A 26,057-nucleotide genomic window follows, 5' to 3' on the forward strand; every position below is an offset into this window, starting at 1 on the left:
ACCCTTGCCGTCCCTCGCCTCGTGGACGTCTCCGCCGCCGGACGCGGTTCCCGCAGGCACGGCCCGTCCCCGGGCGCCGGGCCGTGCCTGCGGGAACCGGGCTGCGCGGTCCTCAGACCAGACCAGTGGTGCACTGCGGGTCGTCGGACGCGCAGTCGACGGTGTCGGCCGCGCCGACCCCGACGAGCGCGAAATTGCGCAGACTGCGGGTGCCTGGCGCGAAGTAACCGGCGTGCCCGACCGCGCCGTCGGCCGACAGGATCCGGGAGCCGAAGGCCGGGTCGACCGGGTCGGCGCCGTGGCCGAGCCCGCCGACCTCCAGGTTCGGGATGTCCTGGATCCAGTCGTCGGAGTCCCGCATGGCCCAGACCCGGGCCTGGGTGCCCAGCCTGGAGCGGTTCTCGGCCCGCATACCGGGGCTGCCGGCCACCGCGATGTCCTCGACGTTGGACGGCAGGTCCCGGGCCGCGACCCCGCACACCACGGAGCCGTAGCTGTGGCAGAAGAGCGAGACGGCGTCGGAGGACGGCAGCGAGTCCACCAGGGCGCGCAGCCGGACCGCACCGGCCGCGGCGAGCTGCCCGGTGGCGGCCTCGACGCCGACACCGGACGGCGTGGTGTAGTCGGCCCAGGCGATCACGGCCGTACGGGCGCTGGGCCGGGCCTCCCGCTCGGCGCCGTAGAGGGCGCGTGCCATCCCGACCGGGGCGGTGTTCGCCCGCGCTGTGCGCTCGAAGGTCGACAGGTTGATGTCCACGCCGGGCACCACGACGGACACCCGGTGGGCCGCCGGGAGATTGCCGAAGACCTCGGCGGCCCGGCCGCCGTCGGCCGGATCGAAGGCCAGGATCTGCCGGCCGGGGCTCATCATCGATTCGAGGCGGTGCATCAGCCGGCCCGCCTCCTGGCGGCCGACGGGGGTGAGCCGGTGGTCGTTCATCCGGCGTTTCTCGATGCGACGGGCGTCGTCGATCGCCGTCCGGTTGGCGCGGTAGCGCAGCTTCACGGGGGCGCCGCCCAGGTTGCCGACGACCAGCGGATAGCGGTCGGCGAGCTGCTGCTTCTCGGCGCGGCTGAGCGTGGCGAAGAAGGCCCGGAGCGCGGCCGGCGGACCCTGGGGGTCGGGCAGCGGGCGCCCGAGGAAGGTGGCGTGCTGCCAGGAGGTCCTGGCGGTGGCCAGCGGGTTGGCGTCCTCCTTGGTGCCTCTGACTGCCGTCCAGCCGGTGATGGCGAGCATGACGAAGACCACCGACAGCGCGAGGGCGGCACGCCAGGACGTGGACTGCAGGAAACCGGAGGAGGGGCCGAGGCCCGAGAAGGAATTCACCGCGAGCCACCCTAGGAGACGGGAGAGGGCGCTCGCTGTGACCGTGAGTGATATCACGTTTCACGGTGGGCATTTCGACCAAAACGGACACGGGTTGACGATTTCCCATGCTCAGCCGCGCAGTGGCGATCTCAGGAGGAGTCCACCATGATCGCTTAGCGAAGGGGATTCGTCACGGAGGGTGGTGGATGGGGTGACGAGTGGAGTAATGGGTTCCGCCGTCCCGGCGCTTCCGCCGGGCCCGTCGCCGGTGCGCTCAGCGCACCCGCCAGCCGTCCTCCATCGCCGGCCCGATGTGGTCCAGATAGGACTGGGTCACCTCGCGGATCGACGCCACGCTGCAGTCCTGGCCCTCGCCCCACACCCGGCCCGCCACTCGCATCACCCCGCCGAAGGCGGCGACCAGCACCCGCGGCCGGGGATCGGCGTCCACGTCCAGCCCCTCGCGCCGGGCGATCAGCCGCGCCAGCTCCTCCTCCAGTTCGGAGGAGCGCCGCAGATGTGCGGCAACCAGGGCGGGCGTCGACTCGATCATCCGGAACGAGCGCATGTACAGCTCCACCGGGATCACCGACTCGATGGCGCTGCCGATGTCGTCCCAGGCCACCATCACGGCGCTGCGCAGGGCGGTGAGCGGCGCCTCCGTCGCGGGCCGCGCGGTCAGCTCCTCCAGGAAGCGGGCCTCGACCATCTCCTGGACGGCGAAGGCGACGTCCTCCTTGTTCGCGAAGTAGCGGAAGTACGTCCGCTGGGAGACATCCACCGCCTCCGCGATCTCGTCGATCGTCGTCGCTTCGTACCCCTGCTCCGTGAACAGTTCGAGCGCCGCGCGGATCAGGGCGTCGCGGGTGCGCTGTTTCTTGCGTTCCCGCAGGCCCGCGGGTGCCGTATGCGGCGTCGGGGTCGCCATCCTGAGCCGCCTTTCCGTGGCCTTCTCGCTGCTCAGGTTACCTGTGAGCGAGATGACAGTTACCGACTCATGAAATGCTTTGTCAACTGTCAGTGGCTGACATTAGCCTCGTCCTATGAGTTCTCAGACCCCGGTCGCCGAAGCTGCGCCGGAACTTCCCGTACCGGACCCCCCGAAGGGGCTGCGCGGCCATCCGTGGCTGACCCTCTTCTCCGTCGCCATCGGCGTCATGATGGTCGCGCTGGACGGCACGATCGTCGCGATCGCCAACCCGGCCATCAAGCAGGACCTCGGCGCCTCGCTCGCCGATGTGCAGTGGATCACCAATGGCTACATGCTCGCCCTGGCCATCGCGCTGATCACGGCGGGCAAGCTCGGTGACCGCTTCGGCCACCGCCAGACCTTCCTCATCGGCATCCTCGGCTTCGCCGCCGCCTCCGCCGCCATCGGGTTCTCCGACGAGGTCGCGCTGGTCATCACCTTCCGGGTGCTCCAGGGTCTGTTCGGCGCGCTGCTGATGCCCGCCGCGCTGGGGCTGCTGCGCGCCACCTTCCCGGCCGAGAAGCTCAACATGGCGATCGGCATCTGGGGCATGGTCATCGGCGCCTCCACCGCCGGCGGCCCGATAGTCGGCGGACTGCTGGTCGAGCACGTCAACTGGCAGTCCGTGTTCTTCATCAACGTCCCGGTCGGGGTGCTGGCCCTGGTCCTCGGCCTGGTGATCCTCAAGGACCACCGTGCGGAGAACGCCCCCCGCTCGTTCGACATCCCGGGCATCGTGCTGCTCTCCGGCGCGATGTTCTGCCTCATCTGGCCGCTGATCAAGGCGGGGGAGTGGCACTGGGACAGCATGAAGACCTGGGGCTTCCTGATCGCCGCCGTGGTCCTCTTCGCCCTGTTCGCCCTCCTGGAGAGCAAGGTCCGCGAACCGCTCATCCCGCTGCGGATGTTCCGCTCGCTGCCGCTGACGGCCGGCACGGTCCTGATGGTGCTGATGGCCTTCGCCTTCATGGGCGGCCTGTTCTTCGTGACGTTCTACCTCCAGAACGTGCACGGCATGACGCCCGTCGACAGCGGACTGCACCTCCTGCCGCTCACCGGCATGATGATCGTCGGCTCGCCGCTCGCCGGCGCCCTGATCACCAAGTTCGGCCCGCGCATCCCCCTGGTCGGCGGCATGGTCCTCACCGCCGTCGCCATGTACGGGATGTCCGGCCTCGACACCGACAGCGGCACCGGTCTGATGTCCCTCTGGTTCGCGCTGCTCGGTCTGGGGCTCGCGCCCGTCATGGTCGGCGCCACCGAGGTCATCGTCGGCAACGCCCCGCTGGAGCTCTCCGGTGTCGCCGGCGGTCTCCAGCAGGCCGCGATGCAGGTCGGCGGCAGCCTCGGTACGGCCGTGCTCGGCGCGGTGATGGCCTCCCGCGTCGACAGCGACCTCCCGGACAACTGGCGGTCGGCCGGCCTCCCGCCGGTCCCGCCCGCGCAGGCGTCCCAGCTCTCCGACGCCGTCTCGGCCGGTATCGCGCCGATCCCGAAGGGCACCCCGCCGGAGTTCGCCCAGAAGATCACCTCCGTCGCCCATGACACCTTCGTCTCCGGCATGGCCCAGGCCTTCACGGTCGCCTGCGGTGTGGCGGTCGTCGCGGCGGTCGTCGCGTTCTTCACCAAGCGCGGCGCGAACGCCGAGGCAGGCGCCGGCGTCGGCCACATCTGACCGGCGCCCCGGTCGTACGGTGCCCGCACCGGGCGAGACGACCGGCAGGCCCCGCCCGCAGCCCCCGGCGCGCGGCACGTACGAGGACCTCTCGTCCGGCCGCGCGCCGTCGGATGCGCGGCGGGCGACGGTCCCCGGCAGGGGGCGGCAGACCACGAGTACGGCCGGACGACTGGCGCCCCGCCGACCTCCCTGACCCGTGCCATCGCGCCATCGCGCCATCGCGCCATCGCGTCACGGCGTCCTCGAGCCTCCGCGTCACCGCGTCACCGCGCTCCCGCCCGTCAACCGGTCGCCCCGGGCCGCCGCCGGGAGCCACCGGCCTTACCCCCGGCGGCAGTTGGGCTCCCTCGGCGGGCCGAATCCCTCATCCGGATGAGCCGGTCCGGGAACCGCCCGCCCCCCACTACGGGCACGACGACGGGCCCGCAGTCACCGCACCCCGCGCAGGCCGGGAGGAACGGTTTCCGCAGGCCGCCCGTGCCGCCCCGTCCCACGTCAACCTCGCGCACCGACCGCCCTTCCCCGACCCGGTCGGCTGTCCACATACCTGATCCGGGTGGCAGTGCCGCCACGGGCTTGGCAGCCGCCCACCGCCCTCGCGAAGCTCGATGACGAACCCGCCGCGGGCAACCGGCCCGCTGCGGACCTCAGCTTCGTACTCCACGGGGGAGATTCCCATGCGCCTGCGCACGTCACGGACCACCGCGCTCCTCACCGGCCTCCTGGCCGCCCTGGCCGCGGCAGTCGCCGCCCCGCCCGGCCTCGGCACCCCGCCCGCCCATGCGGCCGGCGGCGGACGTGCCGCCTCCGGCGACTGCGACGCGGGCCAGCTCTGCCTCTGGCCGAAGGCCGACTTCGGCGGCGCCCGGCGGACCTACGAACTGTCCGGCACCGACATCGAGAGCTGTGTCCCGCTGCCCGAGGGCAGCGGCGCCGCCGCCCTTGCCAACCGCACGGGCCGGCCGGTCACCACCTACCAGAGCGTGGAATGCGCCGAGACCGCCGAGTTCGACACCTATCCGGGCGGCGGCAGCTGGGTGCCCCGGTCCCCGTACCGGGTCAGGGCGTTCAAGGTGTGGGAACGCTGAACCGGCCGCCCACGGGCCCGCCCCCGCGCGCCCGCAGTCCCCGTCACACAGCACCGCGCCACACAGCACCGCGCCCCCCGACCGGCGGAGGACGCTGGTCGGGGGGCGCGGCGGAAGCGGTGCGGCGGCAGGCCGCGGTCAGGTCAGGCGTCGCCGCCGGCCTCACCCGCGTCGGCGGCCGCGACGTCCAGGAGCTGGTAGCGGTCGATCGCCTGCTTCAGCAGCGACCGGTCGACCTTGCCCTCCTTGGCGAGCTCGGTGAGCACGCCAAGGACGATGGACTGCGCGTCGATGTGGAAGAAGCGACGGGCCGCACCACGGGTGTCCGCGAAGCCGAAGCCATCGGCACCCAGCGACTGGTACGTGCCGGGAACCCAGCGCGCGATCTGGTCCGGAACCGCACGCATCCAGTCCGAAACCGCGACCTTCGGGCCCTCGGCGCCCTGGAGCTTCTGCGTCACGTACGGGACGCGCTGCTCCTCCTCGGGGTGCAGAAGGTTGTGCTCCTCGGCCTCCACCGCATCGCGGCGCAGCTCGTTCCAGGACGTCGCCGACCAGACATCGGCCTTGACGTTCCACTCGTCCGCGAGGATCTGCTGGGCCTCGACCGCCCACGGCACCGCCACACCCGAGGCGAGGATCTGGGCAGTGTGCTCGCCCTTCTCGCCGGGCTTGACCCGGTGCAGACCCTTGAGGATGCCCTCGACGTCGGCATCGGCCGGCTCCGCGGGGTGCAGGATCGGCTCGTTGTAGACGGTCAGGTAGTAGAAGACGTCCTCGGAGTTCTCGCCGTACATCCGGCGCAGACCGTCCTTGACGATGTGCGCGATCTCGTAACCATAGGCCGGGTCGTAGGCGACACAGGCCGGGTTGGTCGAGGCCAGCAGCTGGGAGTGGCCGTCGGCGTGCTGCAGACCCTCACCCGTCAGCGTCGTACGGCCGGCGGTCGCGCCGAGCACAAAGCCGCGGGAGAGCTGGTCGGCCATCTGCCAGAACTGGTCACCGGTGCGCTGGAACCCGAACATCGAGTAGAAGACATAGACCGGGATCAGCGGCTCGCCGTGCGTCGCATAGGCGGAACCCGCCGCGATCAGCGACGCCGTGCAGCCCGCCTCGGTGATGCCGTCGTGCAGCATCTGGCCGGTCGGCGACTCCTTGTATGCCAGGAGAAGTTCGCGGTCGACCGACTCGTACTGCTGGCCCAGCGGGTTGTAGATCTTGGCCGACGGGAAGAACGCGTCCATACCGAAGGTGCGGTACTCGTCGGGCGCGATCGGCACGAAGCGCTTGCCGATCTCCTTGTCCCGCATGAGGTCCTTCAGGACCCGGACGAACGCCATGGTCGTGGCGATCTTCTGCTGCCCCGAGCCCTTCTTGGCGCCCGCGTAGGCCTTGTCGTCCGGCAGCTGCAGCGGCTCGGCGCGCACGACACGGGTCGGCACATAACCGCCCAGGCCCTTGCGGCGGTCGTGCATGTACTGGATCTCTTCGGAGTCGCGACCCGGGTGGTAGTACGGCGGCGCGCCGTCCTCCAGGTCCTTGTCCGGGATCGGCAGGTGCAGCCGGTCACGGAAGCCCTTGAGGTCCTCGACCGTCAGCTTCTTCATCTGGTGGGTCGCGTTGCGGCCCTCGAAGTTCGGGCCGAGCGTCCAGCCCTTGACGGTCTGCGCGAGGATCACCGTCGGCTGGCCCTTGTGGGCCTTGGCCGCCGCGTACGCCGCGTAGATCTTCTTGTGGTCGTGACCGCCGCGGCCCAGGTGCAGGATCTGGTCGTCGGTCATGTTCTCGACCATCGCCCGCAGCCGGTGGTCGTCACCGAAGAAGTGGTCGCGGATGTACGCACCGGTCTCCGTGGCGTACGTCTGGAACTGACCGTCGGGCGTGCTGTTGAGCTTGTTGACCAGGATGCCGTCGCGGTCCTGCGCGAGCAGCGGGTCCCAGCTGCGGTCCCACACCAGCTTGATGACGTTCCAGCCGGCGCCGCGGAACTGCGACTCCAGCTCCTGCATGATCTTGCCGTTGCCGCGGACCGGGCCGTCGAGGCGCTGCAGGTTGCAGTTGACGACGAAGGTCAGGTTGTCCAGGCCCTCGCGGGCGGCGATGGACAGCTGGCCGAGCGACTCGGGCTCGTCCATCTCACCGTCGCCGAGGTAGGCCCACACGTGCGACTTGGAGGTGTCGGCGATACCGCGCGCCTCCATGTAGCGGTTCATCCGCGCCTGGTAGATCGCGCCGAGCGGGCCGAGGCCCATCGAGACGGTCGGGAACTCCCAGAAGTCCGGCATCAGCCGCGGGTGCGGGTAGCTGGACAGACCGTTGGGGGCCTTGGACTTCTCCTGGCGGAACGCGTCGAGCTGGTTCTCGGTCAGCCGGTCCAGGAGGTACGCACGGGCGTAGACACCGGGCGAGGCATGCCCCTGGAAGAAGATCTGGTCGCCGCCGTCGCCCTCGTCCTTGCCCCGGAAGAAGTGGTTGAAGCCCACGTCGTAGAGGGAGGCGGAGGAGGCGAAGGTGGCGATGTGGCCGCCGACGCCGATGCCCGGACGCTGGGCGCGCGAGACCATCACGGCGGCGTTCCACCGGGTCGCGTTCAGGACCTTGCGCTCGATCTCCTCGTTGCCCGGGAAGAACGGCTCGTCCTTGGTCGCGATGGTGTTGACGTAGTCCGTGCTGCGCATCTCGGGCACGGCCACACGCTTCTCGCGGGCACGCTCGATCAGGCGGAGCATGAGGTAGCGGGCACGTTCCCGGCCTCGCTCGTCGACGGCCGCGTCGAGCGAGTCGAGCCATTCCTGGGTCTCTTCGGGATCGAAGTCCGGGACCTGGCTGGGAAGGCCGCCAATGATGATCGGGTTTCGATCGGATCCGGAAGCCACGCTGTTCCTTCGTGTTCGGTTCGTGTCGTGCCCTGCAGGGTTTTCATGCTGCGCACGGGACGAATGCTGTCTCTGCCTTGGTGTCGCGCCGTCTTCCATCGTGTACCGAGCCACAGGGATACGTCACCTCTACTGATGGGTAACCCATCCGTAGAGAGATGGCGCTGAAAAGGCCGATTTCTCGGGTCGGCCAAATCGCAACCATACGCCCATGTCGAAAGTGCTTCGCGTACGGACGTGCGGACCCCGAAATCAGGTCCGCGCGCCGCGGCCGCCCCCCGAAGGGACCAGTCTCGCGCCAGTACCCGATAAACCCTGCAGAAAGCTGTGGCGTGAATCACTTCAGCCTGTCCTGCGGGGGTCGCGGTTGCGGCGAGACGCCTCCAAACGTCACCGTTTCGGCGGTCTGGACCGCCGGGTACTTGCGCGATCCGCCCGGCCCGTGTGGACTACGCCCAATGCTCCGCGCACGCGCGGGGTCCCCGAGCATTTCCGAAACATGACAGGAGGCAATCCGTGAGCGCGACCGCGGACCACGCGGAGGAGCGGACCAACCCTGCCGCCAGGCTGGGGTTCGAGCCCGGACAGGTGGTCCAGGAGATCGGTTACGACGATGACGTCGATCAGGATCTCCGCGAAGGCATTGAGACCGTGATCGGCCAGGATCTCGTCGACGAGGACTACGACGACGTCTGCGACGTCGTTGTGCTGTGGTTCCGCGACGAGGACGGCGACCTCACGGACGCGCTGGTGGACGCCATCGGCCTGATCGACGAGGGCGGGCAGATCTGGCTGCTGACCCCGAAGACCGGCCGTGAGGGCTACGTCGAGCCGAGCGACATCAATGAGGCCGCGCAGACCGCGGGTCTGTCCCAGACCAAGAGCATCAACGCGGCCAAGGACTGGACCGGCAGCCGCCTGGTCACACCCAAGTCCGGCAAGCGCTGAGCCGCACCGTCCCGACGTTCGCCGCCGAGCCCCCTCCGCCTGTTCCGGAGGGGGCTCGGCCCCGTTCAGGACGGGTTCCCCGCATGTGTACCCCGGCGCGTAGGGTTGGTCGCGTCCTGTTGAGAGTGAGCGGAAGGGAAGCACCCCATGGCGATCGAGGTCGGCACGAAGGCTCCGGATTTCGAGCTGAAGAACCAGCACGGCGAGCTGGTCAAGCTCTCCGACTTCCGCGGCGAGAAGGCCGTCGTCCTCCTCTTCTACCCCTTCGCCTTCACCGGTGTGTGCACCGGCGAGCTCTGCGCGCTCCGTGACGAGCTGCCGCAGTTCGTCAACGACGACGTCCAGCTGCTGGCCGTCTCCAACGACTCCCCGTTCTCGCTGCGCGTCTTCGCCGAGCAGGAGGGCCTGGAGTACCCGCTGCTGTCGGACTTCTGGCCGCACGGCGAGGCCTCGCGGGCGTACGGCGTCTTCGACGAGGAGAAGGGCTGCGCGGTGCGCGGCACGTTCATCATCGACAAGGAGGGCGTGGTGCGCTGGACGGTCGTCAACGGCCTGCCCGACGCCCGTGACCTGAACGACTACGTCAAGGCGCTCGGCACCCTCTGAGCCGGCGCACTCTCCCGGGCGCGGCGGCGCCCACCGGGCCGACATCCGCATGATCCAGGTGCGATATCTGCAATCGGTGGGAACCGGTCACTAGGATCAATTCGTTGATCCGATGCCATGCACGATGGGGGCGCAGGTACCCCTCGAATCTATGGGAGGACTCGTGGGAGTCAGCCTCAGCAAGGGCGGCAACGTCTCGCTGACGAAGGAAGCCCCCAACCTGACCGCCGTCATCGTCGGTCTGGGCTGGGACGCGCGTACCACCACCGGTACCGACTTCGACCTGGACGCCAGCGCCCTGCTGGCGAACGATCAGGGCAAGGTGGCCAACGACCAGAACTTCGTGTTCTTCAACAACCTGAAGAGCCCGGACGGTTCGGTCGAGCACACCGGTGACAACATCACAGGTGAGGGCGAGGGCGACGACGAACAGGTCAAGGTGAATCTGGCCGCCGTGCCGGCCGATGTCGCCAAGATCGTCTTCCCGGTGTCGATCTATGACGCCGAGACCCGTCAGCAGAGCTTCGGCCAGGTCCGTAACGCCTTCATCCGCGTGGTCAACCAGGCCGACAACGTTGAGCTGGCGCGCTACGACCTGAGCGAGGACGCCTCGACCGAGACCGCCATGGTCTTCGGCGAGCTGTACCGCAATGGCGCGGAGTGGAAGTTCCGGGCCATCGGCCAGGGCTACGCCTCGGGTCTGCGCGGCATCGCGCAGGACTTCGGTGTCAACGTCTGACCGGCCGGATCCCTAGGTCCGATCGTCGACGTCCGGCCGGGCAGCGCTGCCGAAGCGGCTGCCCGGGCCAAGAACGACCGCGTCCGGCGCCGTACGTCCCTGTCCGGGGAGTGCGGCGCCGGACGCGCTTGAACGAGGGTGGTGGGCCGCGCGCCGGGCGGGCCCGCACCGACACCGGGGAGGAAGCGAACGATGAGCGTCACGCTTGCCAAGGGGGGCAATGTCTCCCTGTCCAAGGCCGCACCGAATCTCACGCAGATCATGGTCGGCCTCGGCTGGGACGCGCGGTCCACGACCGGAGCGCCGTTCGACCTGGATGCCAGTGCGCTGCTGTGCCAGGCGGGCCGGGTGCTGGGTGACGAGTACTTCGTCTTCTACAACAACCTCAAGAGCCCGGAGGGCTCCGTCGAGCACACCGGGGACAACCTCACCGGCGAAGGAGAGGGCGACGACGAGTCGCTCCTGGTGGATCTTTCGCAGGTGCCCGAGCACGTGGACAAGATCGTCTTTCCGGTCTCGATCCATGAGGCCGATCTGCGTGGCCAGAGCTTCGGCCAGGTCAGCAATGCTTTTATCCGCATCGTGAATCAGGCCGACGGCAGCGAACTCGCCCGTTACGACCTCAGTGAGGACGCCTCCGGTGAAACCGCGATGATCTTCGGCGAGGTGTATCGCTACAAGGGTGAATGGAAGTTCCGGGCAGTGGGGCAGGGGTACGCGTCAGGCCTCCGGGGCATCGCCCTAGACTTCGGGGTCAACGTTTCGTAAAGCGCCGCGCGTTGCGCGCGGGGGACCCACACAGCGAGGGAATGGGTAGGCAGTGCTCCTGAAAACCTTTGGCTGGTCGTTCGCCATCACGGTGCTCGGCCTCGCCTTGGCGGGCGTGCTCTGGGGGTGGCAGGGGCTGGCGATTGTCGGGATCCTGTCCATCCTGGAGATCTCGCTCTCGTTCGACAACGCCGTCATCAACGCAGGCATCCTGCGCAAGATGAACGCCTTCTGGCAGAAGATCTTCCTTACGCTCGGCATCCTCATCGCCGTGTTCGGCATGCGACTGGTGTTCCCGGTCGTCATTGTCGCGGTCACCGCGAAACTGGGGCCGATCGAGGCGGTCAACCTCGCCATCAACGACAAGGCGCAATACCAGGAACTGGTCACCAGCGCCCATCCGGCCATCGCGTCCTTCGGTGGCATCTTCCTGCTGATGATCTTCCTCGACTTCATATTCGAGGAGCGCGATTACAAGTGGCTGTCCTGGATCGAAAAGCCGATGGCCAAGATCGGCAAGCTGGACACCCTGTCCATCATCATCGCGCTGGTCGCCCTGCTGGTGAGCGCGATGACGGTGGCCACCAGCGTCGCGCACGGCGGCGGTGACAAGAGCGCCACGGTGCTGCTGTCCGGCGTCGCGGGCCTCGTCACGTACCTCGTCGTCAGCGGCATCTCCGGCTTCTTCGAAGCCAAGCTGGAGGACGAGGTCGAGGGCGAGGACGAGGAGGCCGGCGAGGTCGCGGCGGCCCCCGCCACGAAGGGCAACGGCTCGGCCGTCGGCCTGGCCGGCAAGGCCGCGTTCTTCATGTTCCTCTACCTCGAGGTCATCGACGCGTCCTTCTCCTTCGACGGTGTCATCAGTGCCTTCGCCATCACCAACGACATCTTCATGATGGCGCTGGGTCTGGGCATCGGCGCGATGTACATCCGTTCGCTGACGGTCTTCCTGGTCCACAAGGGGACCCTGGACGACTACGTCTACCTGGAGCACGGCGCCCACTACGCGATCGGCGCGCTGGCCGTCATCCTGCTCATCACGATCAAGTACGAGGTCAACGAGGTCATCACCGGCCTGGTCGGCGTCGTGCTGATCGCCCTCTCGTTCACCTCGTCCGTGATCCGGAACCGGCGGGAGGGCAAGTCCGGGGGCACCTCGGGCGAGAAGTCGGAAGTCGCGTCCGGAGTGTGACGCGGCGCTGATTGAGGAACGCTCTCTGCGGGGCGGCCCTGAGGTGCAGACCTCGGGCCGCCCCGTGGTAGTTGGGGCCGAGCGATGGGGTGGGCAAGGTGTCGTTCCTGGGGAACCTGTGGCGCGGTGGCGCGCAGAAGTTTGAATTCGACAGCGGTGGTGCGTCGTATGTCGTCGAGCTGACGAAGCGGAATCCAGTCGTCTCACTGACCAAGCAGGGGGCCGCCACCGGGCATCTGCGGGTCAATCTGCACTGGCAGATGCGGACGTCCGACCTTCATGAACGGGGTGGGCGGGGCAAGGGCGGTCTGCTGAGGCATCCGGGCAAACTGTTCAAGCCCGAGGTCGTGCAGGCGCAGGGACCGGCCGTGGTCAATGTCGACCTGGACCTGGCCTGTCTGTACGAACTCAAGGACGGCACCAGGGGCGTGGTGCAGCCGCTGGGAAACTTTCTCGGTGACCTGAACGGGTCGCCCTTCGTCAAGCTCAGTGGCGATGACCGCTTCGGTTCGGGGTCCGGCGAGACGCTCTACATCAACCTGGACCACCGCGATGAGATCAAGCGCATGCTGATCTTCGTCTACATCTACGACGGCACGCCCGCCTTCGACCGCACGCATGCGGTCGTGACGCTCTATCCGAGCAGCGGACCGCGGGTGGAGGTCAAGCTGGACGAGCGGGCGTCACAGGCTCGCTCCTGCGCCGTCTTCATGCTGGAGAACGTCAAGGGCGAACTGACCGTGCGCCGCGAGGTGAAGTACGTCTACGGCTTCCAGGCGGAGCTCGACCGGCTGTACGGCTGGGGGCTCCAGTGGGGGCGGGGCTACAAGACCAAGGTGTGAGCCGCCCCGAGCGGCGCGCGGCCTGTGCGGCGCGCGCCGCCGGGGTGTGCGTCGCCCGGGTGGGCGGTGGCGGTGGGAGGGATCCGCTGGATTGCCGCTAACGGCGCTGGAACTGCGGTCCCTGGGGCGGCAGGACGAAGGACGGGTCCGGCACGAAGGGCTGCTGCATCGGGTAGCCGTACGTCGAGGGGTGCGGCTGCGGCTGCGGAGCGCCGTACGCGGACAGGGGCTGCTGCGGGGGCTGGTACTGCGGCGGCGGCCCCGGGTAGCCGTAGGAGGGCTGGGCCGGAGGCTGCGTCGGCGGTGGCGGAACATGTTGCGGGTAGCCGTAGCCGCCGCTCGTGGGCGGGGGTGCCGCAGATGTCGCGGCGGCCGAGGGCAGGGGTGCGGACGAGGGCAGCGGTGCGGACGAGGCCGGCTCCGGCAGTGCATCCGCCACATGCTGGGTGACGGCATCCGGGTCCGCCGCCGGGTAGGTCTGGGGGTCCGCCGCGGAGGGCGGGCCCGAGGCCTCTTCCGGCCAGGTGCTGGGCGGCGGGGTCGCGGGGGAGGCGGAGGGGCTGCTCGCCGGGCCGGCGGACGGGAGGTCGGACGGGTTGTCGGACGGGCCGGGGGTGGAGGGGCCGGGCTCGGCTTCCGGGGACGGCTCGGTGGCCGTCGTGGGCTCCGAGCCGGGCGATGCCGACACCGGTGCTTCCGAGGCCGGCGGAGCAGGGCGTCTGGAGGCCGCTTCGTTCTCGTCCACCGAGATCCCGAACTCGGTCGCCAGACCCACCAGCCCGGTCTCGTACCCCTGCCCCAGCGCACGGAACTTCCAGGTCTCGGCGCGCCGGTAGAGCTCCCCGCAGATCAGGGCCGTCTCATCGCCCGTCTCGGGCACCACGTCGAAGACCGCGATCGGCTCACGGTCGCTCGCCGCTGCGTCGTACAGCAGGACCTGCAGATCCGTGACGCCCGCGAAGGCGCCGCCGTCCGACGACGCGGCCAGCACGACCCGGTCCACCGCCGGATCCAGCGTCGCCAGATCCGCCTCGATGGTGTCGGTCAGCTTGTCGGCGAGCCGGGTCTTCGGCAGATGCCGCACCAGGCCGCTGGGGTGGCGCGGTTGGTTGTAGAAGACGAAGTCCTCGTCGGAGCGCACGCATCCCTCGGGTCCCACCAGCAGGGCCGAGGCATCGACATCGGGGACACCGGCGCCGGGCGTCCAGCGCAGGACGGCCCGGACAGCCGTGGCATCGAGGGGTACGTTCGACCCTTTCAGCATCGCGTGCGTCATGCCGTAATCCTGCCTTCCCTGAGGTCGCAGGGACAACGCGGGGGCCCCGGAGCGGTGCAGGCTTCGTGATTGCGGACACCTGGGCGCCTCGTGGGGGTTACGTGATTTTCATGCACGCGGGAACTAACCACACCCCCGCGCACGTACGATTACCGGCTGGATCCAGACAGCGAGACGCAGCGGGGGTGCCCGGGTCCCGCAGGTAGACGGGGAGTTATATGCGGCATTTTGGGCATCTTGCGCCCGACATCCGGAAGACGCTGTTCCATCAGGAGCCGGTGGAGTTCACCGCCGATTCTCCCTCCCGCACGCTCGCGGTCGCCCTGGGAGCCACGCTCTACAGCCCCGCCACCCGCCCGCGCCTCGCCGCCGACGTCCTCAAACAGGCGGGGCGTGGCGTGATGTCCATGGTGCTGTGCCTCGAGGACTCCATAGGGGACGCGGATGTCGAGGCCGGCGAGGAGAATCTCGTGCGGCAGCTCGCTCTTCTCGACGAGGCGGCCGCCGCCGGCACCGACCTCCCGCTGCTGTTCGTCCGCGTCCGCACCCCCGGCCAAATACCGGACTTGGTGCGCCGCATGGGAGCCGCCGTCCACAGACTGTCTGGATTTGTACTTCCGAAATTCACGGAGGACCGTGGGGTCCCGTTCCTCGAGGCGCTGAGCACGGCCGAGTCCATCTGCTCCCGCCGGCTCTTTGCCATGCCGGTGCTGGAATCTCCCGAGCTGCTGCATCTGGAGAGCCGCGCCGAGACCCTTCAGGGCATCGCCAGGACCGTCGACAAATACCGGGACCGGGTGCTTGCCCTGCGGCTCGGCGTCACGGACTTCTGCTCCGCCTACGGTCTGCGCAGACCGCCCGACATGACGGCATACGACGTCCAGATCGTCGCCTCCGTGATCTCCGATGTGGTGAACGTGTTCGGACGGGCGGACGGCACGGGCTTCACGGTCACCGGGCCGGTGTGGGAGTACTTCCGGCTGCATGAGCGGATGTTCAAGCCGCAGCTGCGGCGCAGCCCGTTCCTCGGACGCGCCGAGGAACTGCGGACGGCACTGATCGAGCACGATATGGACGGCCTGCTGCGCGAGATCGAACTCGACCGCGCGAACGGCCTGCAGGGCAAGACCTGCATCCACCCCTCGCATGTCGCACCGGTGCACGCCCTCTCGGTCGTCAGCCATGAGGAGTTCAGCGACGCGGTCGACATCCTGCGGCCCGAACGGGGTGACGGTGGGGTACTGCGCTCCTCGTACACGAACAAGATGAACGAGGTGAAGCCGCATCGCGCCTGGGCCGAGCGGACCCTGCTGCGCGCCGAGGCGTTCGGGGTCGCCCGGGAGGGCATCGGTTTCGTGGAGCTGCTGACGGCGAGCGTGCCGCAGACCTGACATGCGGTGATCGATATGAACGATTCGACGGAGGAGACGGAACGCGTGGTCTGGACAGGAGAATGGGTCGCCGGTCGGCTCGGGGTCTCGCTGAGCGGCGGGGACGAGCTGCCGGAACTGCTCGGGCTCGCGCTGCGGCGCAACCCCAAGCGGGCCCATCTGCTCGTGTCGAACGTGCTCGGGAAGCATGTGCCACAGCGACCGGGCGTGGTCCATGGCGCCGGCTTCGGGCTGGGGCGCCGCGTGCGGAAGCTGCTGGGTGACGAGGCCGCCGCCCGCTCCGTCGTCCTGGGCTACGCCGAGACCGCCACCGGCCTGGGACATTCGGTGGCCGACGGCCTGGCCCTCGCGCCGTATCTGCACTCCACCCGCCGCCCGGTGGCCGGTGCGGCGCAGGTGGGTGGGTTCGAGGAGGAGCACAGTCATGCCACCTCCCATCTGCTGCTCCCCGAGAACCGCGCACTCCTCGCCGGGGACGGACCGTTGGTGCTCGTCGATGACGAGTTCTCCACCGGCAGGACCGTTCTGAACACCATCAAGGCGCTGCATGCGCGCTTCCCGCGCGAGCGGTACGTGGTCGTCGCCCTGGTCGACATGCGCTCCGACGCGGACCGCAGCCATCTGGAGAAGTTCGCGGCGGAACTGGGTGCCCGCGTCGACCTCGTCGCGCTGGCCGCGGGCGGTGTACGCCTGCCCGAGGACGTCCTGGCCCGCGGCCAGGAACTCGTTGCCGCACACGAGGCCGTTACGGCACAGGGGCCGGCGGCTGCCCCGGAGAGCGCGTCGGAGCCCGCGGGCGACGGGCAGAGTACGGCAGGCGCTCCGGCGGGGACCGACGGTCGCGGTGCGGACGTTGTACGGGTCGACCTCGGCTGGCCCGCCGGACTGCCGGACGGTGGGCGGCACGGCTTCACACCGGCGCACCGCGCACAACTGGAGGCCGGGCTGCCGGGCATGGCGGCCCGGATCGCACAGCGGCTGGACGGTGCCCGCCGCATCCTCGTCCTCGGCAACGAGGAGTTGATGTACGCGCCGCTGCGGATAGCCGATGCTCTGGACACCCTTGTCGCCGGGGAAGGGGACAGCACCGAGGTGAGGCCGGCCCGTGACGCCACCGGGGCGACGGATGGTGCCCTCGCACCGCGGGACGGTCAGCCGTCCGCGTCGACCAGCAGCGCGGGCGTCTTCTTCTCCACCACGACCCGGTCGCCGGTGCTCGCCGTCGATGACCCCGGTTACGCGATACGGACCCGGCTGTCCTTCCCCGCCCACGACGATCCCGCCGACGGACCGGGGGAGCGCTACGCCTACAACGTCGCGGCCGGCACCGACCCGCAACGCCGCTTCGACGCCATCGTGGCCGTCGTGGACTCGCACGGCGACCTCCCCGCACTGCATGCCGCCGACGGTCTGCTGAACCGGCTCGCCGAGCACACCGACCGACTGCTGCTCGCCGTCGTCCCCTCGTACGCCCCGCAACCCCAGGCCGGACCCATGCCCCTCCCCGAGCCGCTGCGCGGCCCCGCCTTCTCCTCCTACACCGCCGACGAGGTCGGCTGGCTGCTGCAGGACCTCTCCGACGTCACCCTGGAAGCGCCGACCGAGGAACGCGAGGAGGCGATTCAGCGCGGCGGCGCCCACTACGCCGAATCGCTGCCCGTCGAATACCAGCCGAGCGAGGAGTACCAGGCGCTGTTTCACAGCGCGCTGCAGACCTCCGCGCGCCGGATCGCGCGGGCTGTCGGGACCGTCACCGAGACCGTGCTCGCCGAACGCAGTCCACGTCCGGTGCTGGTGTCGCTGGCGCGTGCGGGCACACCCGTCGGGGTGCTGATGCGTCGCTGGGCGCGGCACGCGCACAGTCTGGAACTGCCGCACTACGCGGTCTCGATCGTCCGCGGCCGGGGGATCGACACCACGGCGCTCCGGTGGCTGGCCGCTCATCACGATCCGGCGGATGTCGTCTTCGTGGACGGCTGGACCGGCAAGGGCGCCATCACCCGCGAACTCGCCCAGGCCCTGGAGGACTTCCCGGGCTTCGACCCGCGGATCGCCGTGCTTGCCGACCCCGGCGGCTGCGTCGAGACCTACGGCACCCGCGACGACTTCCTCGTCCCGTCCGCCTGCCTCAACTCCACCGTCTCCGGCCTCATATCGCGCACCGTCCTGCGAGACGACCTCGTGGGTCCGGACGACTTCCACGGCGCGAAGTTCTACCGCGATCTGGCTTCGACCGATGTGTCGCGTGCCTTCCTGGACGCGGTCAGCGCGCGCTTCGACGAGGTCGCCCTGGACGTCGCCGAAGAGGTGAAGGAACTGGTCGCCGCCGACCGGGCACCCACCTGGGAAGGCTGGGCGGCCGTCGAGCGGATCAGCGAGGAATACGGCATCCACGACGTGAACCTCGTAAAGCCCGGTGTCGGTGAGACCACACGCGTACTGCTGCGCCGGGTCCCCTGGAAGATCCTGGCCCGACGGGGTGCCGGGACTGATCTCGATCATGTGCGCCTCCTGGCGGAACAACGGGGCGTGCCCGTCGAAGAGGTCGACGAACTGCCCTATACCTGTGTCGGGTTGATCCACCCCCGCTTCACTCGCGGGGCCACGGGTGCTGACGGCAAGGCGGTGGCCTCCTGATGAGCGCCATCATCGCCAGCGACCTCGACCGCACCCTGATCTATTCGGCCGCCGCGCTGGGCCTCGCCATGCCCGACGCGGAAGCCCCCAGGCTCCTGTGCGTGGAGACATATGAGCGCAAGCCGCTGTCCTTCATGACGGAGACGGCCGCCGGGCTGCTCGCCGAACTGGCGGGCAAGACCACCTTTGTGCCGACCACCACCCGCACCCGGGAGCAGTACGGTCGCATCCATCTCCCGGGGCCGGCACCGGAGTTCGCCATCTGCGCCAATGGCGGCCATCTGCTCGTACGCGGCGAGTCGGATCCGGACTGGCGGCGCACTGTCACCGAGCGGCTCGCCGCGCACTGTGCGCCCCTGGACGAGATCCGCGCGCATCTCGTCCGCACCGCCGACCCGGCATGGCTGCTCAAGGAGCGTGCCGCAGAAGACCTCTTCGCCTATCTCGTCGTGGAGCGGCCGCTGCTGCCGGACACCTGGGTGAAGGACCTCGCCGGCTGGGCGGACGAACGCGGCTGGACCGTCTCCCTGCAGGGCCGCAAGATCTATGCCGTGCCGAAGCCGCTGACCAAGAGCGCAGCCGTGGCGGAGGTGGCGCGCCGCACCGGGGCGTCCGAGATCCTCGCGGCCGGCGATTCCCTCCTCGACGCCGATCTGCTGCTGGCCGCGGACCGCGGATGGCGGCCCGGACACGGGGAGCTGGCGGACTCCGGCTGGCAGGCCCCCCATGTCACCGCGCTCGATGAGCGGGGTGTCGCCGCCGGCGAGGAGATCGTGCGGGCCTTCATCCGCGGCGCCGTGCCCCCAGGCCACGCCGGCTGACACGGACAACGACAAAGACCGCCACCGCCAGCGCAGTTGCCACAAGGACCACCTTCGAATAGACGTCCACATACCCCGTCACCTCCTCCCAGTTGTCGCCGAGCAGATAGCCGGCGAGGACAAAGATCGTGTTCCAGATGAGGCTGCCGATGGTGGTCAGGGAGAGAAAGACCGGCACCCGCATGCGCTCGATTCCGGCGGGTATGGAGATGAAGCTGCGGAAGAGGGGGATCATCCGGCCGAAGAACACCGCCTTCGTCCCGTGCCGCCGGAACCAGCGCTCCGTCTTCTCGATGTCCGACACCTTGACCAGCGGCAGCTTCGATGCGATCGCGACCGTACGCTCGCGCCCGAGCAACGCGCCCGCGCCGTACAGCGCCAGGGCGCCGGTCACCGAGCCGAGGGTCGTCCACGCGAGCGCGGACGCCAGATGCATGCTGCCGCGGGCGGCGGCGAAGCCCGCCAGCGGCAGGATCACCTCGCTCGGCAGCGGCGGGAAGAGATTTTCTGCGGCGATGGCCACACCCGCGCCGGGCGCGCCGAGCGCGTCCATGAGGTCGGTGATCCAGCCGGGTGCGGTGCTTCCGATGCTCTCGATCATGTTTTCAACGTTATGAATTCTCTCCTCGCGGCACATTGCGGTAGACCGCACGAAAGACTGCGGTTTTCCGCAGTGTGCGCGGACGCACGGTGCGGCTAGCGTTTTGATCATGTTGGGAATTGCGCGGCGCGGATTGCGCCTGGCGACAGGTCTGGTGCTCGGTGCCGTGATCGCGGCGGCCGAGCTCCCCTTCGTCCTGCTCTCCGGCCTCTCCCTGCTGTGCGTCGTCGCCTGGCCGCGCGGCCGCCGCGCGGTCCTGAAGCCCGTGACCGCCACCGCACGAGCCCTGACCGAGACCCATCGACGCCGCCTCCGCGTCTATGTCGCGGCCGACACCTCGGACGCGTACGCGGACCACCGCGCCCTGCAATATCTGTCCCTGCGCTGGGGGTTGGGCCTGCTGGGCGCTCTCGTCCTGGGCGCGGCGCTGATCGGAGTGGCGTACGGCATCTCCTGGATCTTCATCCTGCTGCTCACCGACGTCCGCCATCCTGGAAACCTCGCGCTGTCGAGCATCGGCGGCCTCTTCCTCCTCTTCCTCAGCCTGCAGGGCACCTTCGGAGTCGCGGGGCTGGAGGCCAGGCTCGCGCAGTATTACCTCGGCCCCAGCCACCACGAGGAGCTGGAGCGCCGCATCGAGCAGCTGGCCGCCAGCCGCGCCGGCGTCATCGCCGCGGTCAACGATGAGCGACGCCGTATCGAACGCGATCTGCACGACGGTGTGCAGCAGCGGCTGGTGGCCCTGGGGATGCTGCTCGGCCGCGCGCTGCGCAGCCAGGACGTGCAGCGCGCGGAACAACTCCTGCGCCAGGCCCACGAAGAGAGCGGCCAGGCCCTGACCGAGCTGCGTGAGGTGGCCTGGCGGGTCTATCCGACAGTGCTGGACGAAGCAGGCCTGCGCGCCGCCTTGGAAACGGTCGCCGAACGCTCGGCCATCCCCGTATGCCTCGACTACGAACTTGCCATCGAACCCGACACCGCCGTGGCAACGGTCGCCTACTTCGTGGTCTCCGAAGCCGTCACCAACGCCGTCAAGCATTCCGGCGCCGGACGGATAGCGGTCCGCGTCGCCCCTGGCGAGGACGCCGTGCTCGTGCGTATCGAGGACGACGGACCGGGCGGCGCGGATTCCTCCGGCAGCGGCCTGTTCGGGCTGGCCCGCCGGGTCGCCGCCCTCGACGGCCGGTTCCGGGTGGACAGCCCGGCCGGCGGACCGACCACCATCACCGCGGAGTTGCCGTGCGCCTAGTGCTGGCCGACGATTCGACCCTGTTGCGGGAGGGCCTGGTGCGCCTCCTCGCCGAGGAGGGGCACCAGGTGGCGGCCGCGGTCGGCGACGCCGATCAGCTGATCGCCGTGCTGGAGAAGGCGGCGGAGCAGGGCGAGAAGCCGGATGCGGTGGTCGTGGACGTCCGGATGCCACCCACGCACACCGACGAGGGGCTGCGTGCCGCCGTGCAGATACGGGAGCGTTGGCCCGACATCGGCGTGCTGGTGCTGTCGCAGTATGTCGAGCGCCGCTATGCGACGGAGCTGCTGACCGATGACAGCGAGGGGGTGGGTTATCTGCTCAAGGACCGGGTGGTCCAAGTGGACGAGTTCCTGGACGCGCTGGAACGGGTGAGCAGAGGACAGGCCGCCTTCGACCCCGAAGTCGTACGGCAGCTGCTGATGCGCAGCCGCCGGTCGGATCCGCTGGGCACGCTGACCGCACGCGAGCAGGAGGTGCTGCGGGAGATGGCGCAGGGCCACACCAACGCGGCAATCGCCGTCCGGCTGCACATCTCGCAGAGCGCCGTGGAGAAGCACATCAACGCGATCTTCGACAAGCTCGAGCTGATCGGCACTTCCGGATATTCACGCCGGGTCCTGGCGGTGTTGCGGTACTTGGGGACATGAGACGCAACGTCTGAGTGACGGCTCGTCGAGGGAGGGGGAAATCAGCGACCGGTTGGCGACGAGCTCGACTAGTCTCGCCGGGGCGGTTGGCTGCACCGTCCGGTGACCGGCCGAGACCGCGATCCTTGATCAAGAGGAGAGCCAGTGGCTGAGTCCAAGAGCACGCCGATCACAGCGGAGATGTACGAGTACGTCCTCGCCCACAACCCGCCCTTGAACGCCGCACAGCGGGACATCGTGGAGCTCACACACCAACAGTTCCCCGAGGCGGCGGGGATGCAGTCGGCGGAGGAGCAAGGGCCGCTGCTTGCGTTCCTGGTGCGGCTGACCGGGGCTCGGCAGGTCGTCGAGGTAGGGACGTTCACCGGTTTCTCGGCGCTGTCCATGGCGCAGGCGATGCCAGCGGACGGCACGCTGATCGCGTGCGATGTCTCCGAGGAGTGGACGGCCTACGGCCGGGAGGCCTGGGCGAAGGCCGGCGTCGCCGACCGTATCGATCTGCGGATCGCGCCCGCGCTGGAAACGCTGCGGGCGATGCCGGCCGAGCCGCATATCGACCTCGCCTATCTCGACGCGGACAAGGGCGGCTATATCGCCTACTGGGAGGAGCTGGTGCCCCGGCTGCGGCCGGGAGGTCTGATCGTCGCGGACAACGTCCTGTACCACGGGGAGGTCGCCGACCCGGCGGCCACCGGGTCCGCCCTGGCGATCAGGGCCTTCAACGACCATGTGCTGGCGGACCCTCGTATGGAGGCGGTGATCCTCACCGTGGCGGACGGGGTGACGCTGGCGCGCAAGAGGTAGCGGCCTCAGGCCTCAGCCCCAGGCCTCAGCCCCCAGGACTTGGTGCCGCCCAGCACTGCCCTAGCCGCAGCAGCCGCCTCCGCAGCAACCGCCGCCCCCACCGCTCGGGGCACGGGCGGGGGCGGTTGCGGAGCCGCCGACGGCGACCGTGGAGAGGAGCTTCACGGTGTCCTCGTGGCCCTCGGGGCAGACGGCCGGGGCGGAGGACTCGGCCATCGGCCGGTTCAGCTCGAAGGTGGAGCCACAGGGGCGGCACCGGTATTCGTAACGAGGCATGGGCACAGGTTAGCCGTGGCGCCGCTCAGCGCACGACGGAGCCGGGCGGCGCGCCCAGCATGCCCAGCTCCGCGCGGGTCGGCGCGCCCTCCCAGTCGCCGGGCGACGCGACCGCGAACGCTCCGGTGGTAACGGCCCGCTCCAGGCGTCCGGCCGGCCCTTCGCCGTCCAGCAGCGCCGACAGATAGCCCGCCACGAAGGCGTCACCGGCGCCCACGGCGTCCACGGCCCGTACCGGTTTGGCGGGCCGGTGGAGGGAGCCGCCGTGGGTGAAGGCCGTCGCCCCCTCCGCGCCGAGTTTGACCACGACCTCGCCGACCCCCTGGTCCAGCAGGAGACGGGCCTGCGCTGCCACGGTGACCGCGGGGTCGCCCGCGGCCTCCTGAGGGGGGAGGGGCACGGCATCACCGCACACCCCCGCACCGGCAGCCGTGGCCTCCTCCTGCTCCGATGCCCAACGAGCCAGGCCCCCGTCGTCCCCCTCGGCACCCATGCCCGCGCCGACCCCCTCGGCCCTAAGCCCTCCGTTGGCCCCAGTGGGCCCCTTGGCCCCGTGGCTCCCCTCGCCCCCACCTGACGAGCCCTCCCCGCCCCCGCCTCCCGGCAGGCACAGCGGCAGCTCGTCATCGGAGGCGATCAGGACATCCACGAAGGGAATCCACTCGCGGAGGACCTCGGCGGCCGCTTCAGCGGTCCACAGCCGAGCGCGGAAGTTGACATCGACGCACACCAAAGTGCCGGATTCCCGGGCCAGTTGGAGGGTGCTCCGGGCCGCCGCGCGGGCCGTGGTGCTGAGGGACGGGGTGATGCCCGTCAGATGCAGGACGCGGGGCGGGGCGGCGGAGAAGGCGCGCTCGATCACGTCAGAGCCGATCCGGGAGCCGGCCGACCCCGCGCGGTAGTAGTGCACCCGGGTGACCTCGGGCAGTCGCGGTTCGAAGAGGAGCAGCCCGGTCGGAGCGCCGGGATCGGTCGAGGCGCCGGACACCCCGACGCCCTCGGCGCGCAGCGTACGCAGCACCAGTTGTCCGGCCTCGTCCTCGCCGACCGCGCCCGCCCAGCGGACGTCGTGCCCGAGCCGGGCCAGGCCGATCGCGACATTGCTTTCCGCCCCGGCGATGGAGACGTTCATCGTGCCGCCGAGCTTCAGCGGGCCGCTGCCCCGTAGGGCGACCATGGTCTCGCCGAAGGTGAAGACGTCCGGGCGGCCCGGTTGTGCGGGAAGCAGCGGGCGGCCGGGTGCCGCCCCGGGGCGGGGTGCGGCGGCGCCGCGCTGGTCCTCGCTGCCCGCGGCAGCCGGCTGCCCCGTCATCGTGCGCATGCCGCCTTGAACTCCGCCGCGCGCTTGCGCAGCCCGTCCAGGTCGCCGCCGTCCGCCGCGTCCCCGACCAGCGGCGAGCCGACGCCCACCGCCACCGCTCCGGCGGCGAAGTACGCCGGCGCGGCGGCCGCGTCCACCCCGCCGACCGGTACGAACGGCAGCTCGGGGAAGGGCGCGCGGAGCGCCTGCAGATACCCGGGCCCGCCGACGGACGCCGGAAACAGCTTCAGGGCCGAGACGCCCAGCGCATCGGCCGCGATCACCTCGGACGGCGTCAGCACCCCCGCGAGCGTCGAGAGCCCCTGCCGTACGGATTCCTCCAGGCCGGCCCCCAGACCGGGCGTGACGATGAGATTGGCACCGGCCTCGGCGGCGCGCCGGGCGTCGGATGCGGTCAGGACGGTGCCGGCGCCGAGCCAGGCCGCATCGCCGAGCTCGGCACGCGCCCGTCGGATGACGGTGAGGGCGTCGTGTCCGCTGAGTGAGACCTCGATCAGCGGAAGGCCTGCCTCCGCAAGCGCCATGACCGTGCGGAAGGACGCCTCCGCATCCCTGCCCCGGATGATGGCGACCAGCCGCTCGGTCCGGAGCGCTGTGCTGAAGTCCATGGCGTTCCTGCTTTCTCCTGCTCCCCGCCGCGTGCGTGGTGCGCGACCGGGCCGTTCGGGCGCACGGGTGACACCACTGATTATTCCGGGCCGGGTGGACGGGCGTGTGGGGTGTGGAGCGTGGGACGGGTGTGGTGATGGGGTAGGGCGACTCGGGTGTGGCCTGTGCGTCGTCGCCGGGCGGAGCCGGAGAGATCGGCGGCCTCCGCGTGCCCGCCCCGTCACCACTCGGCGAACGCCCCGTCCTCATGACGCCAGACGGGGTTCCGCCAGGTGTGGCCCCGCTGGTCCGCCGCCCGCACGGCGGTCTCGTCCACCTCCACGCCGAGCCCGGGGCGCTCGGTCCGCAGCAGTGAGCCGCCGTGGAAGCGGAACGGCTCCGGATCCACGACATAGTCCAGCAGCTCGGCTCCCTGGTGGTAGTGGATCCCGATGGACTGTTCCTGGATGAGGAAGTTCGGGGTAGTGAAGGCGACTTGGAGGCTGGCGGCCAGGGCGACCGGGCCGAGGGGACAGTGCGGGGCGAGCTGCGCCCCGTACGCCTCCGCGAGCGCGGCGATCCGGCGCAGCTCGGAGATGCCGCCCGCATGCGAGATGTCGGGCTGGAGGATCGCCACGCCGGCTTGCAGCGGAGCGAGGAACTCTCGCCGGGTGAAGAGACGTTCACCGAGTGCGAGGGGGATGGGAGAGGCGTTCACGAGGTCGGGGAGGGCATGCAGAAAGTCGCAGAGGACGGGTTCCTCGACGAACATCGGCGCGTAGTCGGCGAGCAGGGGGAGGAGCCTGCGGGCGTTGGCGGGCGAGACCCGGCCGTGGAAGTCGAGGCCGAAGTCCCGTTCGTCACCGAGGACTTCGCGTGCGGTCTCGGCGCGCAGCAGACATTCGCGTACTTCGGCGCGGGTCGCCACCGGCGTCATCCTGCCGCAGCCGTTCATCTTGACGGCGGTGAAGCCCGCCTCGGTCTGCGCGGTGACCGCGTCGCGGATGGCATGCGGCTCATCGCCGCCCACCCATGCGTAGGCGCGGATCTTCTCGCGGACCGGCCCGCCGAGCAGCTGGTGGACGGGGACCCCGTGCCGCTTCCCTTTGATGTCCCACAGCGCCTGGTCCAGACCGGCGACGGCGGACGACAGGACGGGCCCGCCGCGGTAGAAGCCGCCCTTGGTCATGACCTGCCAGTGGTCCTCGATACGCGCCGGATCCTGTCCCAGGAGGTACTCGGACAGCACCTCCACGGCCGCCCGGACCGGCTCGGCCCGCCCCTCGACCACCGGCTCGCCCCAGCCGACGACGCCCTCATCGGTCTCCACCCGTACGAACATCCAGCGCGGCGGGGCGAGGAAGGTCTCGATGCGGCTGATCTTCATGGACCGGTCCGTCCTTTCGACGTGCGGAATACGGGCGTAT

The 26,057-nt window shown here is 69.9% G+C and carries 23 protein-coding genes; 14 read left to right on the plus strand and 9 right to left on the minus strand.

What is annotated here, in order from left to right:
- Positions 1-112: 112 nt before the first annotated feature.
- Positions 113-1,327, minus strand: coding sequence for an alpha/beta hydrolase family protein (locus tag SLV14N_RS27775; protein WP_263271541.1), 1,215 nt, complete (start codon positions 1,325-1,327; stop codon positions 113-115).
- Between the two features lie 256 nt (positions 1,328-1,583).
- Positions 1,584-2,237, minus strand: coding sequence for a TetR/AcrR family transcriptional regulator (locus tag SLV14N_RS27780; protein ID WP_208684512.1), 654 nt, complete (start codon positions 2,235-2,237; stop codon positions 1,584-1,586).
- Positions 2,238-2,352: 115 nt separating this feature from the next.
- On the opposite strand from SLV14N_RS27780, the gene SLV14N_RS27785 reads away from it, so the two are divergent.
- A complete protein-coding gene (locus tag SLV14N_RS27785; protein WP_263271542.1) occupies positions 2,353-3,954 on the plus strand; it encodes an MFS transporter in 1,602 nt (533 codons plus the stop codon).
- Positions 3,955-4,634: 680 nt separating this feature from the next.
- Positions 4,635-5,045 (plus strand): peptidase inhibitor family I36 protein, encoded by a 411-nt coding sequence (locus SLV14N_RS27790; RefSeq protein WP_208684514.1) that lies wholly within the window; start codon positions 4,635-4,637, stop codon positions 5,043-5,045.
- Positions 5,046-5,188: 143 nt separating this feature from the next.
- Here SLV14N_RS27790 and aceE read toward each other — a convergent pair whose 3' ends face one another.
- Positions 5,189-7,921 (minus strand): pyruvate dehydrogenase (acetyl-transferring), homodimeric type, encoded by a 2,733-nt coding sequence (gene aceE / locus SLV14N_RS27795; RefSeq protein ID WP_208684516.1) that lies wholly within the window; start codon positions 7,919-7,921, stop codon positions 5,189-5,191.
- 516 nt (positions 7,922-8,437) lie between these two features.
- Here aceE and SLV14N_RS27800 point away from each other — a divergent pair.
- The 6 genes from SLV14N_RS27800 (at position 8,438) to SLV14N_RS27825 (ending at position 13,016) form a co-directional block, all read left to right on the plus strand.
- On the plus strand, positions 8,438-8,869 hold the full coding sequence (locus tag SLV14N_RS27800; protein WP_006605843.1) for a DUF3052 domain-containing protein: 432 nt from the start codon (positions 8,438-8,440) through the stop codon (positions 8,867-8,869).
- A 147-nt stretch (positions 8,870-9,016) separates the two neighbouring features.
- Positions 9,017-9,475 (plus strand): peroxiredoxin, encoded by a 459-nt coding sequence (locus SLV14N_RS27805; protein ID WP_018088039.1) that lies wholly within the window; start codon positions 9,017-9,019, stop codon positions 9,473-9,475.
- A gap of 163 nt (positions 9,476-9,638) precedes the next feature.
- Positions 9,639-10,214, plus strand: coding sequence for a TerD family protein (locus SLV14N_RS27810; RefSeq protein WP_018088038.1), 576 nt, complete (start codon positions 9,639-9,641; stop codon positions 10,212-10,214).
- Positions 10,215-10,406: 192 nt separating this feature from the next.
- Positions 10,407-10,982: a TerD family protein gene (locus SLV14N_RS27815; RefSeq protein WP_208684518.1), complete on the plus strand. Its 576-nt coding sequence runs from the start codon at positions 10,407-10,409 to the stop codon at positions 10,980-10,982.
- Positions 10,983-11,034: 52 nt separating this feature from the next.
- Entirely contained in the window at positions 11,035-12,174 is a 1,140-nt protein-coding gene (locus tag SLV14N_RS27820) for a DUF475 domain-containing protein (protein WP_208684520.1), read from the plus strand.
- A gap of 89 nt (positions 12,175-12,263) precedes the next feature.
- Positions 12,264-13,016, plus strand: a complete 753-nt coding sequence (locus tag SLV14N_RS27825; protein ID WP_208684522.1) for a Tellurium resistance — start codon at positions 12,264-12,266, stop codon at positions 13,014-13,016.
- A 97-nt stretch (positions 13,017-13,113) separates the two neighbouring features.
- Here SLV14N_RS27825 and SLV14N_RS27830 read toward each other — a convergent pair whose 3' ends face one another.
- The gene (locus tag SLV14N_RS27830) at positions 13,114-14,292 is read right to left on the minus strand and encodes a TerD family protein (RefSeq protein WP_263271543.1); all 1,179 of its coding nucleotides are present in this window, start codon (positions 14,290-14,292) and stop codon (positions 13,114-13,116) included.
- A 218-nt stretch (positions 14,293-14,510) separates the two neighbouring features.
- On the opposite strand from SLV14N_RS27830, the gene SLV14N_RS27835 reads away from it, so the two are divergent.
- From SLV14N_RS27835 to SLV14N_RS27845, 3 genes are read left to right on the plus strand one after another with little or no spacing between them, the layout of a single operon-like run.
- Entirely contained in the window at positions 14,511-15,683 is a 1,173-nt protein-coding gene (locus tag SLV14N_RS27835; RefSeq protein WP_263271544.1) for an HpcH/HpaI aldolase/citrate lyase family protein, read from the plus strand.
- Positions 15,684-15,698: 15 nt separating this feature from the next.
- Complete coding sequence (locus SLV14N_RS27840; protein ID WP_263271545.1) at positions 15,699-18,320, plus strand: phosphoribosyltransferase; 2,622 nt, start codon at positions 15,699-15,701, stop codon at positions 18,318-18,320.
- Complete coding sequence (locus SLV14N_RS27845; protein WP_263271546.1) at positions 18,320-19,141, plus strand: HAD family hydrolase; 822 nt, start codon at positions 18,320-18,322, stop codon at positions 19,139-19,141. Before SLV14N_RS27840 ends, SLV14N_RS27845 begins: the two co-directional genes overlap by 1 nt.
- Here SLV14N_RS27845 and SLV14N_RS27850 read toward each other — a convergent pair.
- Complete coding sequence (locus tag SLV14N_RS27850) at positions 19,104-19,742, minus strand: DedA family protein (protein ID WP_263271547.1); 639 nt, start codon at positions 19,740-19,742, stop codon at positions 19,104-19,106. The genes SLV14N_RS27845 and SLV14N_RS27850 overlap by 38 nt on opposite strands.
- A gap of 109 nt (positions 19,743-19,851) precedes the next feature.
- Here SLV14N_RS27850 and SLV14N_RS27855 point away from each other — a divergent pair, with 109 nt between their 5' ends.
- From SLV14N_RS27855 to SLV14N_RS27865, 3 genes are all read left to right on the plus strand, one after another.
- A complete protein-coding gene (locus SLV14N_RS27855) occupies positions 19,852-20,991 on the plus strand; it encodes a sensor histidine kinase (protein ID WP_263271548.1) in 1,140 nt (379 codons plus the stop codon).
- The gene (locus SLV14N_RS27860; RefSeq protein ID WP_263271549.1) at positions 20,982-21,641 is read left to right on the plus strand and encodes a response regulator transcription factor; all 660 of its coding nucleotides are present in this window, start codon (positions 20,982-20,984) and stop codon (positions 21,639-21,641) included. Before SLV14N_RS27855 ends, SLV14N_RS27860 begins: the two co-directional genes overlap by 10 nt.
- A 180-nt stretch (positions 21,642-21,821) precedes the next feature.
- On the plus strand, positions 21,822-22,445 hold the full coding sequence (locus SLV14N_RS27865) for an O-methyltransferase (RefSeq protein WP_174857791.1): 624 nt from the start codon (positions 21,822-21,824) through the stop codon (positions 22,443-22,445).
- Between the two features lie 60 nt (positions 22,446-22,505).
- Here the strand turns inward: SLV14N_RS27865 and SLV14N_RS27870 are convergent, their stop codons facing one another.
- The 4 genes from SLV14N_RS27870 to dgoD all read right to left on the minus strand — a co-directional run bounded on the left by SLV14N_RS27870 (position 22,506) and on the right by dgoD (position 26,017).
- Positions 22,506-22,721, minus strand: coding sequence for a zinc ribbon domain-containing protein (locus SLV14N_RS27870; protein WP_026169346.1), 216 nt, complete (start codon positions 22,719-22,721; stop codon positions 22,506-22,508).
- A gap of 25 nt (positions 22,722-22,746) precedes the next feature.
- Positions 22,747-24,042, minus strand: a complete 1,296-nt coding sequence (locus tag SLV14N_RS27875) for a sugar kinase (RefSeq protein ID WP_263271550.1) — start codon at positions 24,040-24,042, stop codon at positions 22,747-22,749.
- On the minus strand, positions 24,030-24,650 hold the full coding sequence (locus tag SLV14N_RS27880; protein ID WP_018088024.1) for a bifunctional 4-hydroxy-2-oxoglutarate aldolase/2-dehydro-3-deoxy-phosphogluconate aldolase: 621 nt from the start codon (positions 24,648-24,650) through the stop codon (positions 24,030-24,032). Before SLV14N_RS27880 ends, SLV14N_RS27875 begins: the two co-directional genes overlap by 13 nt.
- A gap of 221 nt (positions 24,651-24,871) precedes the next feature.
- Positions 24,872-26,017 (minus strand): galactonate dehydratase, encoded by a 1,146-nt coding sequence (gene dgoD / locus SLV14N_RS27885; protein ID WP_263271553.1) that lies wholly within the window; start codon positions 26,015-26,017, stop codon positions 24,872-24,874.
- Positions 26,018-26,057: the final 40 nt, after the last annotated feature.

The sequence above is a fragment of the Streptomyces sp. Je 1-4 4N24 genome (genome assembly GCF_026239515.1).
In the GTDB taxonomy this organism is placed as follows: Bacteria; Actinomycetota; Actinomycetes; order Streptomycetales; family Streptomycetaceae; genus Streptomyces; species Streptomyces nigrescens.

Coding starts and splice junctions, on each gene's coding strand:
- dgoD (WP_263271553.1), bottom strand. CDS start 26,017: ATGAAGATCAGCCGCATCGAGACCTTCCTCGCCCCGCCGCGCTGGATG.
- SLV14N_RS27835 (WP_263271544.1), top strand. CDS start 14,511: ATGCGGCATTTTGGGCATCTTGCGCCCGACATCCGGAAGACGCTGTTC.
- SLV14N_RS27880 (WP_018088024.1), bottom strand. CDS start 24,650: ATGGACTTCAGCACAGCGCTCCGGACCGAGCGGCTGGTCGCCATCATC.
- SLV14N_RS27870 (WP_026169346.1), bottom strand. CDS start 22,721: ATGCCTCGTTACGAATACCGGTGCCGCCCCTGTGGCTCCACCTTCGAG.
- SLV14N_RS27830 (WP_263271543.1), bottom strand. CDS start 14,292: ATGACGCACGCGATGCTGAAAGGGTCGAACGTACCCCTCGATGCCACG.
- SLV14N_RS27875 (WP_263271550.1), bottom strand. CDS start 24,042: ATGCGCACGATGACGGGGCAGCCGGCTGCCGCGGGCAGCGAGGACCAG.
- SLV14N_RS27815 (WP_208684518.1), top strand. CDS start 10,407: ATGAGCGTCACGCTTGCCAAGGGGGGCAATGTCTCCCTGTCCAAGGCC.
- SLV14N_RS27790 (WP_208684514.1), top strand. CDS start 4,635: ATGCGCCTGCGCACGTCACGGACCACCGCGCTCCTCACCGGCCTCCTG.
- SLV14N_RS27850 (WP_263271547.1), bottom strand. CDS start 19,742: ATGATCGAGAGCATCGGAAGCACCGCACCCGGCTGGATCACCGACCTC.
- SLV14N_RS27855 (WP_263271548.1), top strand. CDS start 19,852: ATGTTGGGAATTGCGCGGCGCGGATTGCGCCTGGCGACAGGTCTGGTG.
- SLV14N_RS27865 (WP_174857791.1), top strand. CDS start 21,822: ATGTACGAGTACGTCCTCGCCCACAACCCGCCCTTGAACGCCGCACAG.
- SLV14N_RS27845 (WP_263271546.1), top strand. CDS start 18,320: ATGAGCGCCATCATCGCCAGCGACCTCGACCGCACCCTGATCTATTCG.
- SLV14N_RS27780 (WP_208684512.1), bottom strand. CDS start 2,237: ATGGCGACCCCGACGCCGCATACGGCACCCGCGGGCCTGCGGGAACGC.
- SLV14N_RS27840 (WP_263271545.1), top strand. CDS start 15,699: ATGAACGATTCGACGGAGGAGACGGAACGCGTGGTCTGGACAGGAGAA.
- SLV14N_RS27785 (WP_263271542.1), top strand. CDS start 2,353: ATGAGTTCTCAGACCCCGGTCGCCGAAGCTGCGCCGGAACTTCCCGTA.
- SLV14N_RS27805 (WP_018088039.1), top strand. CDS start 9,017: ATGGCGATCGAGGTCGGCACGAAGGCTCCGGATTTCGAGCTGAAGAAC.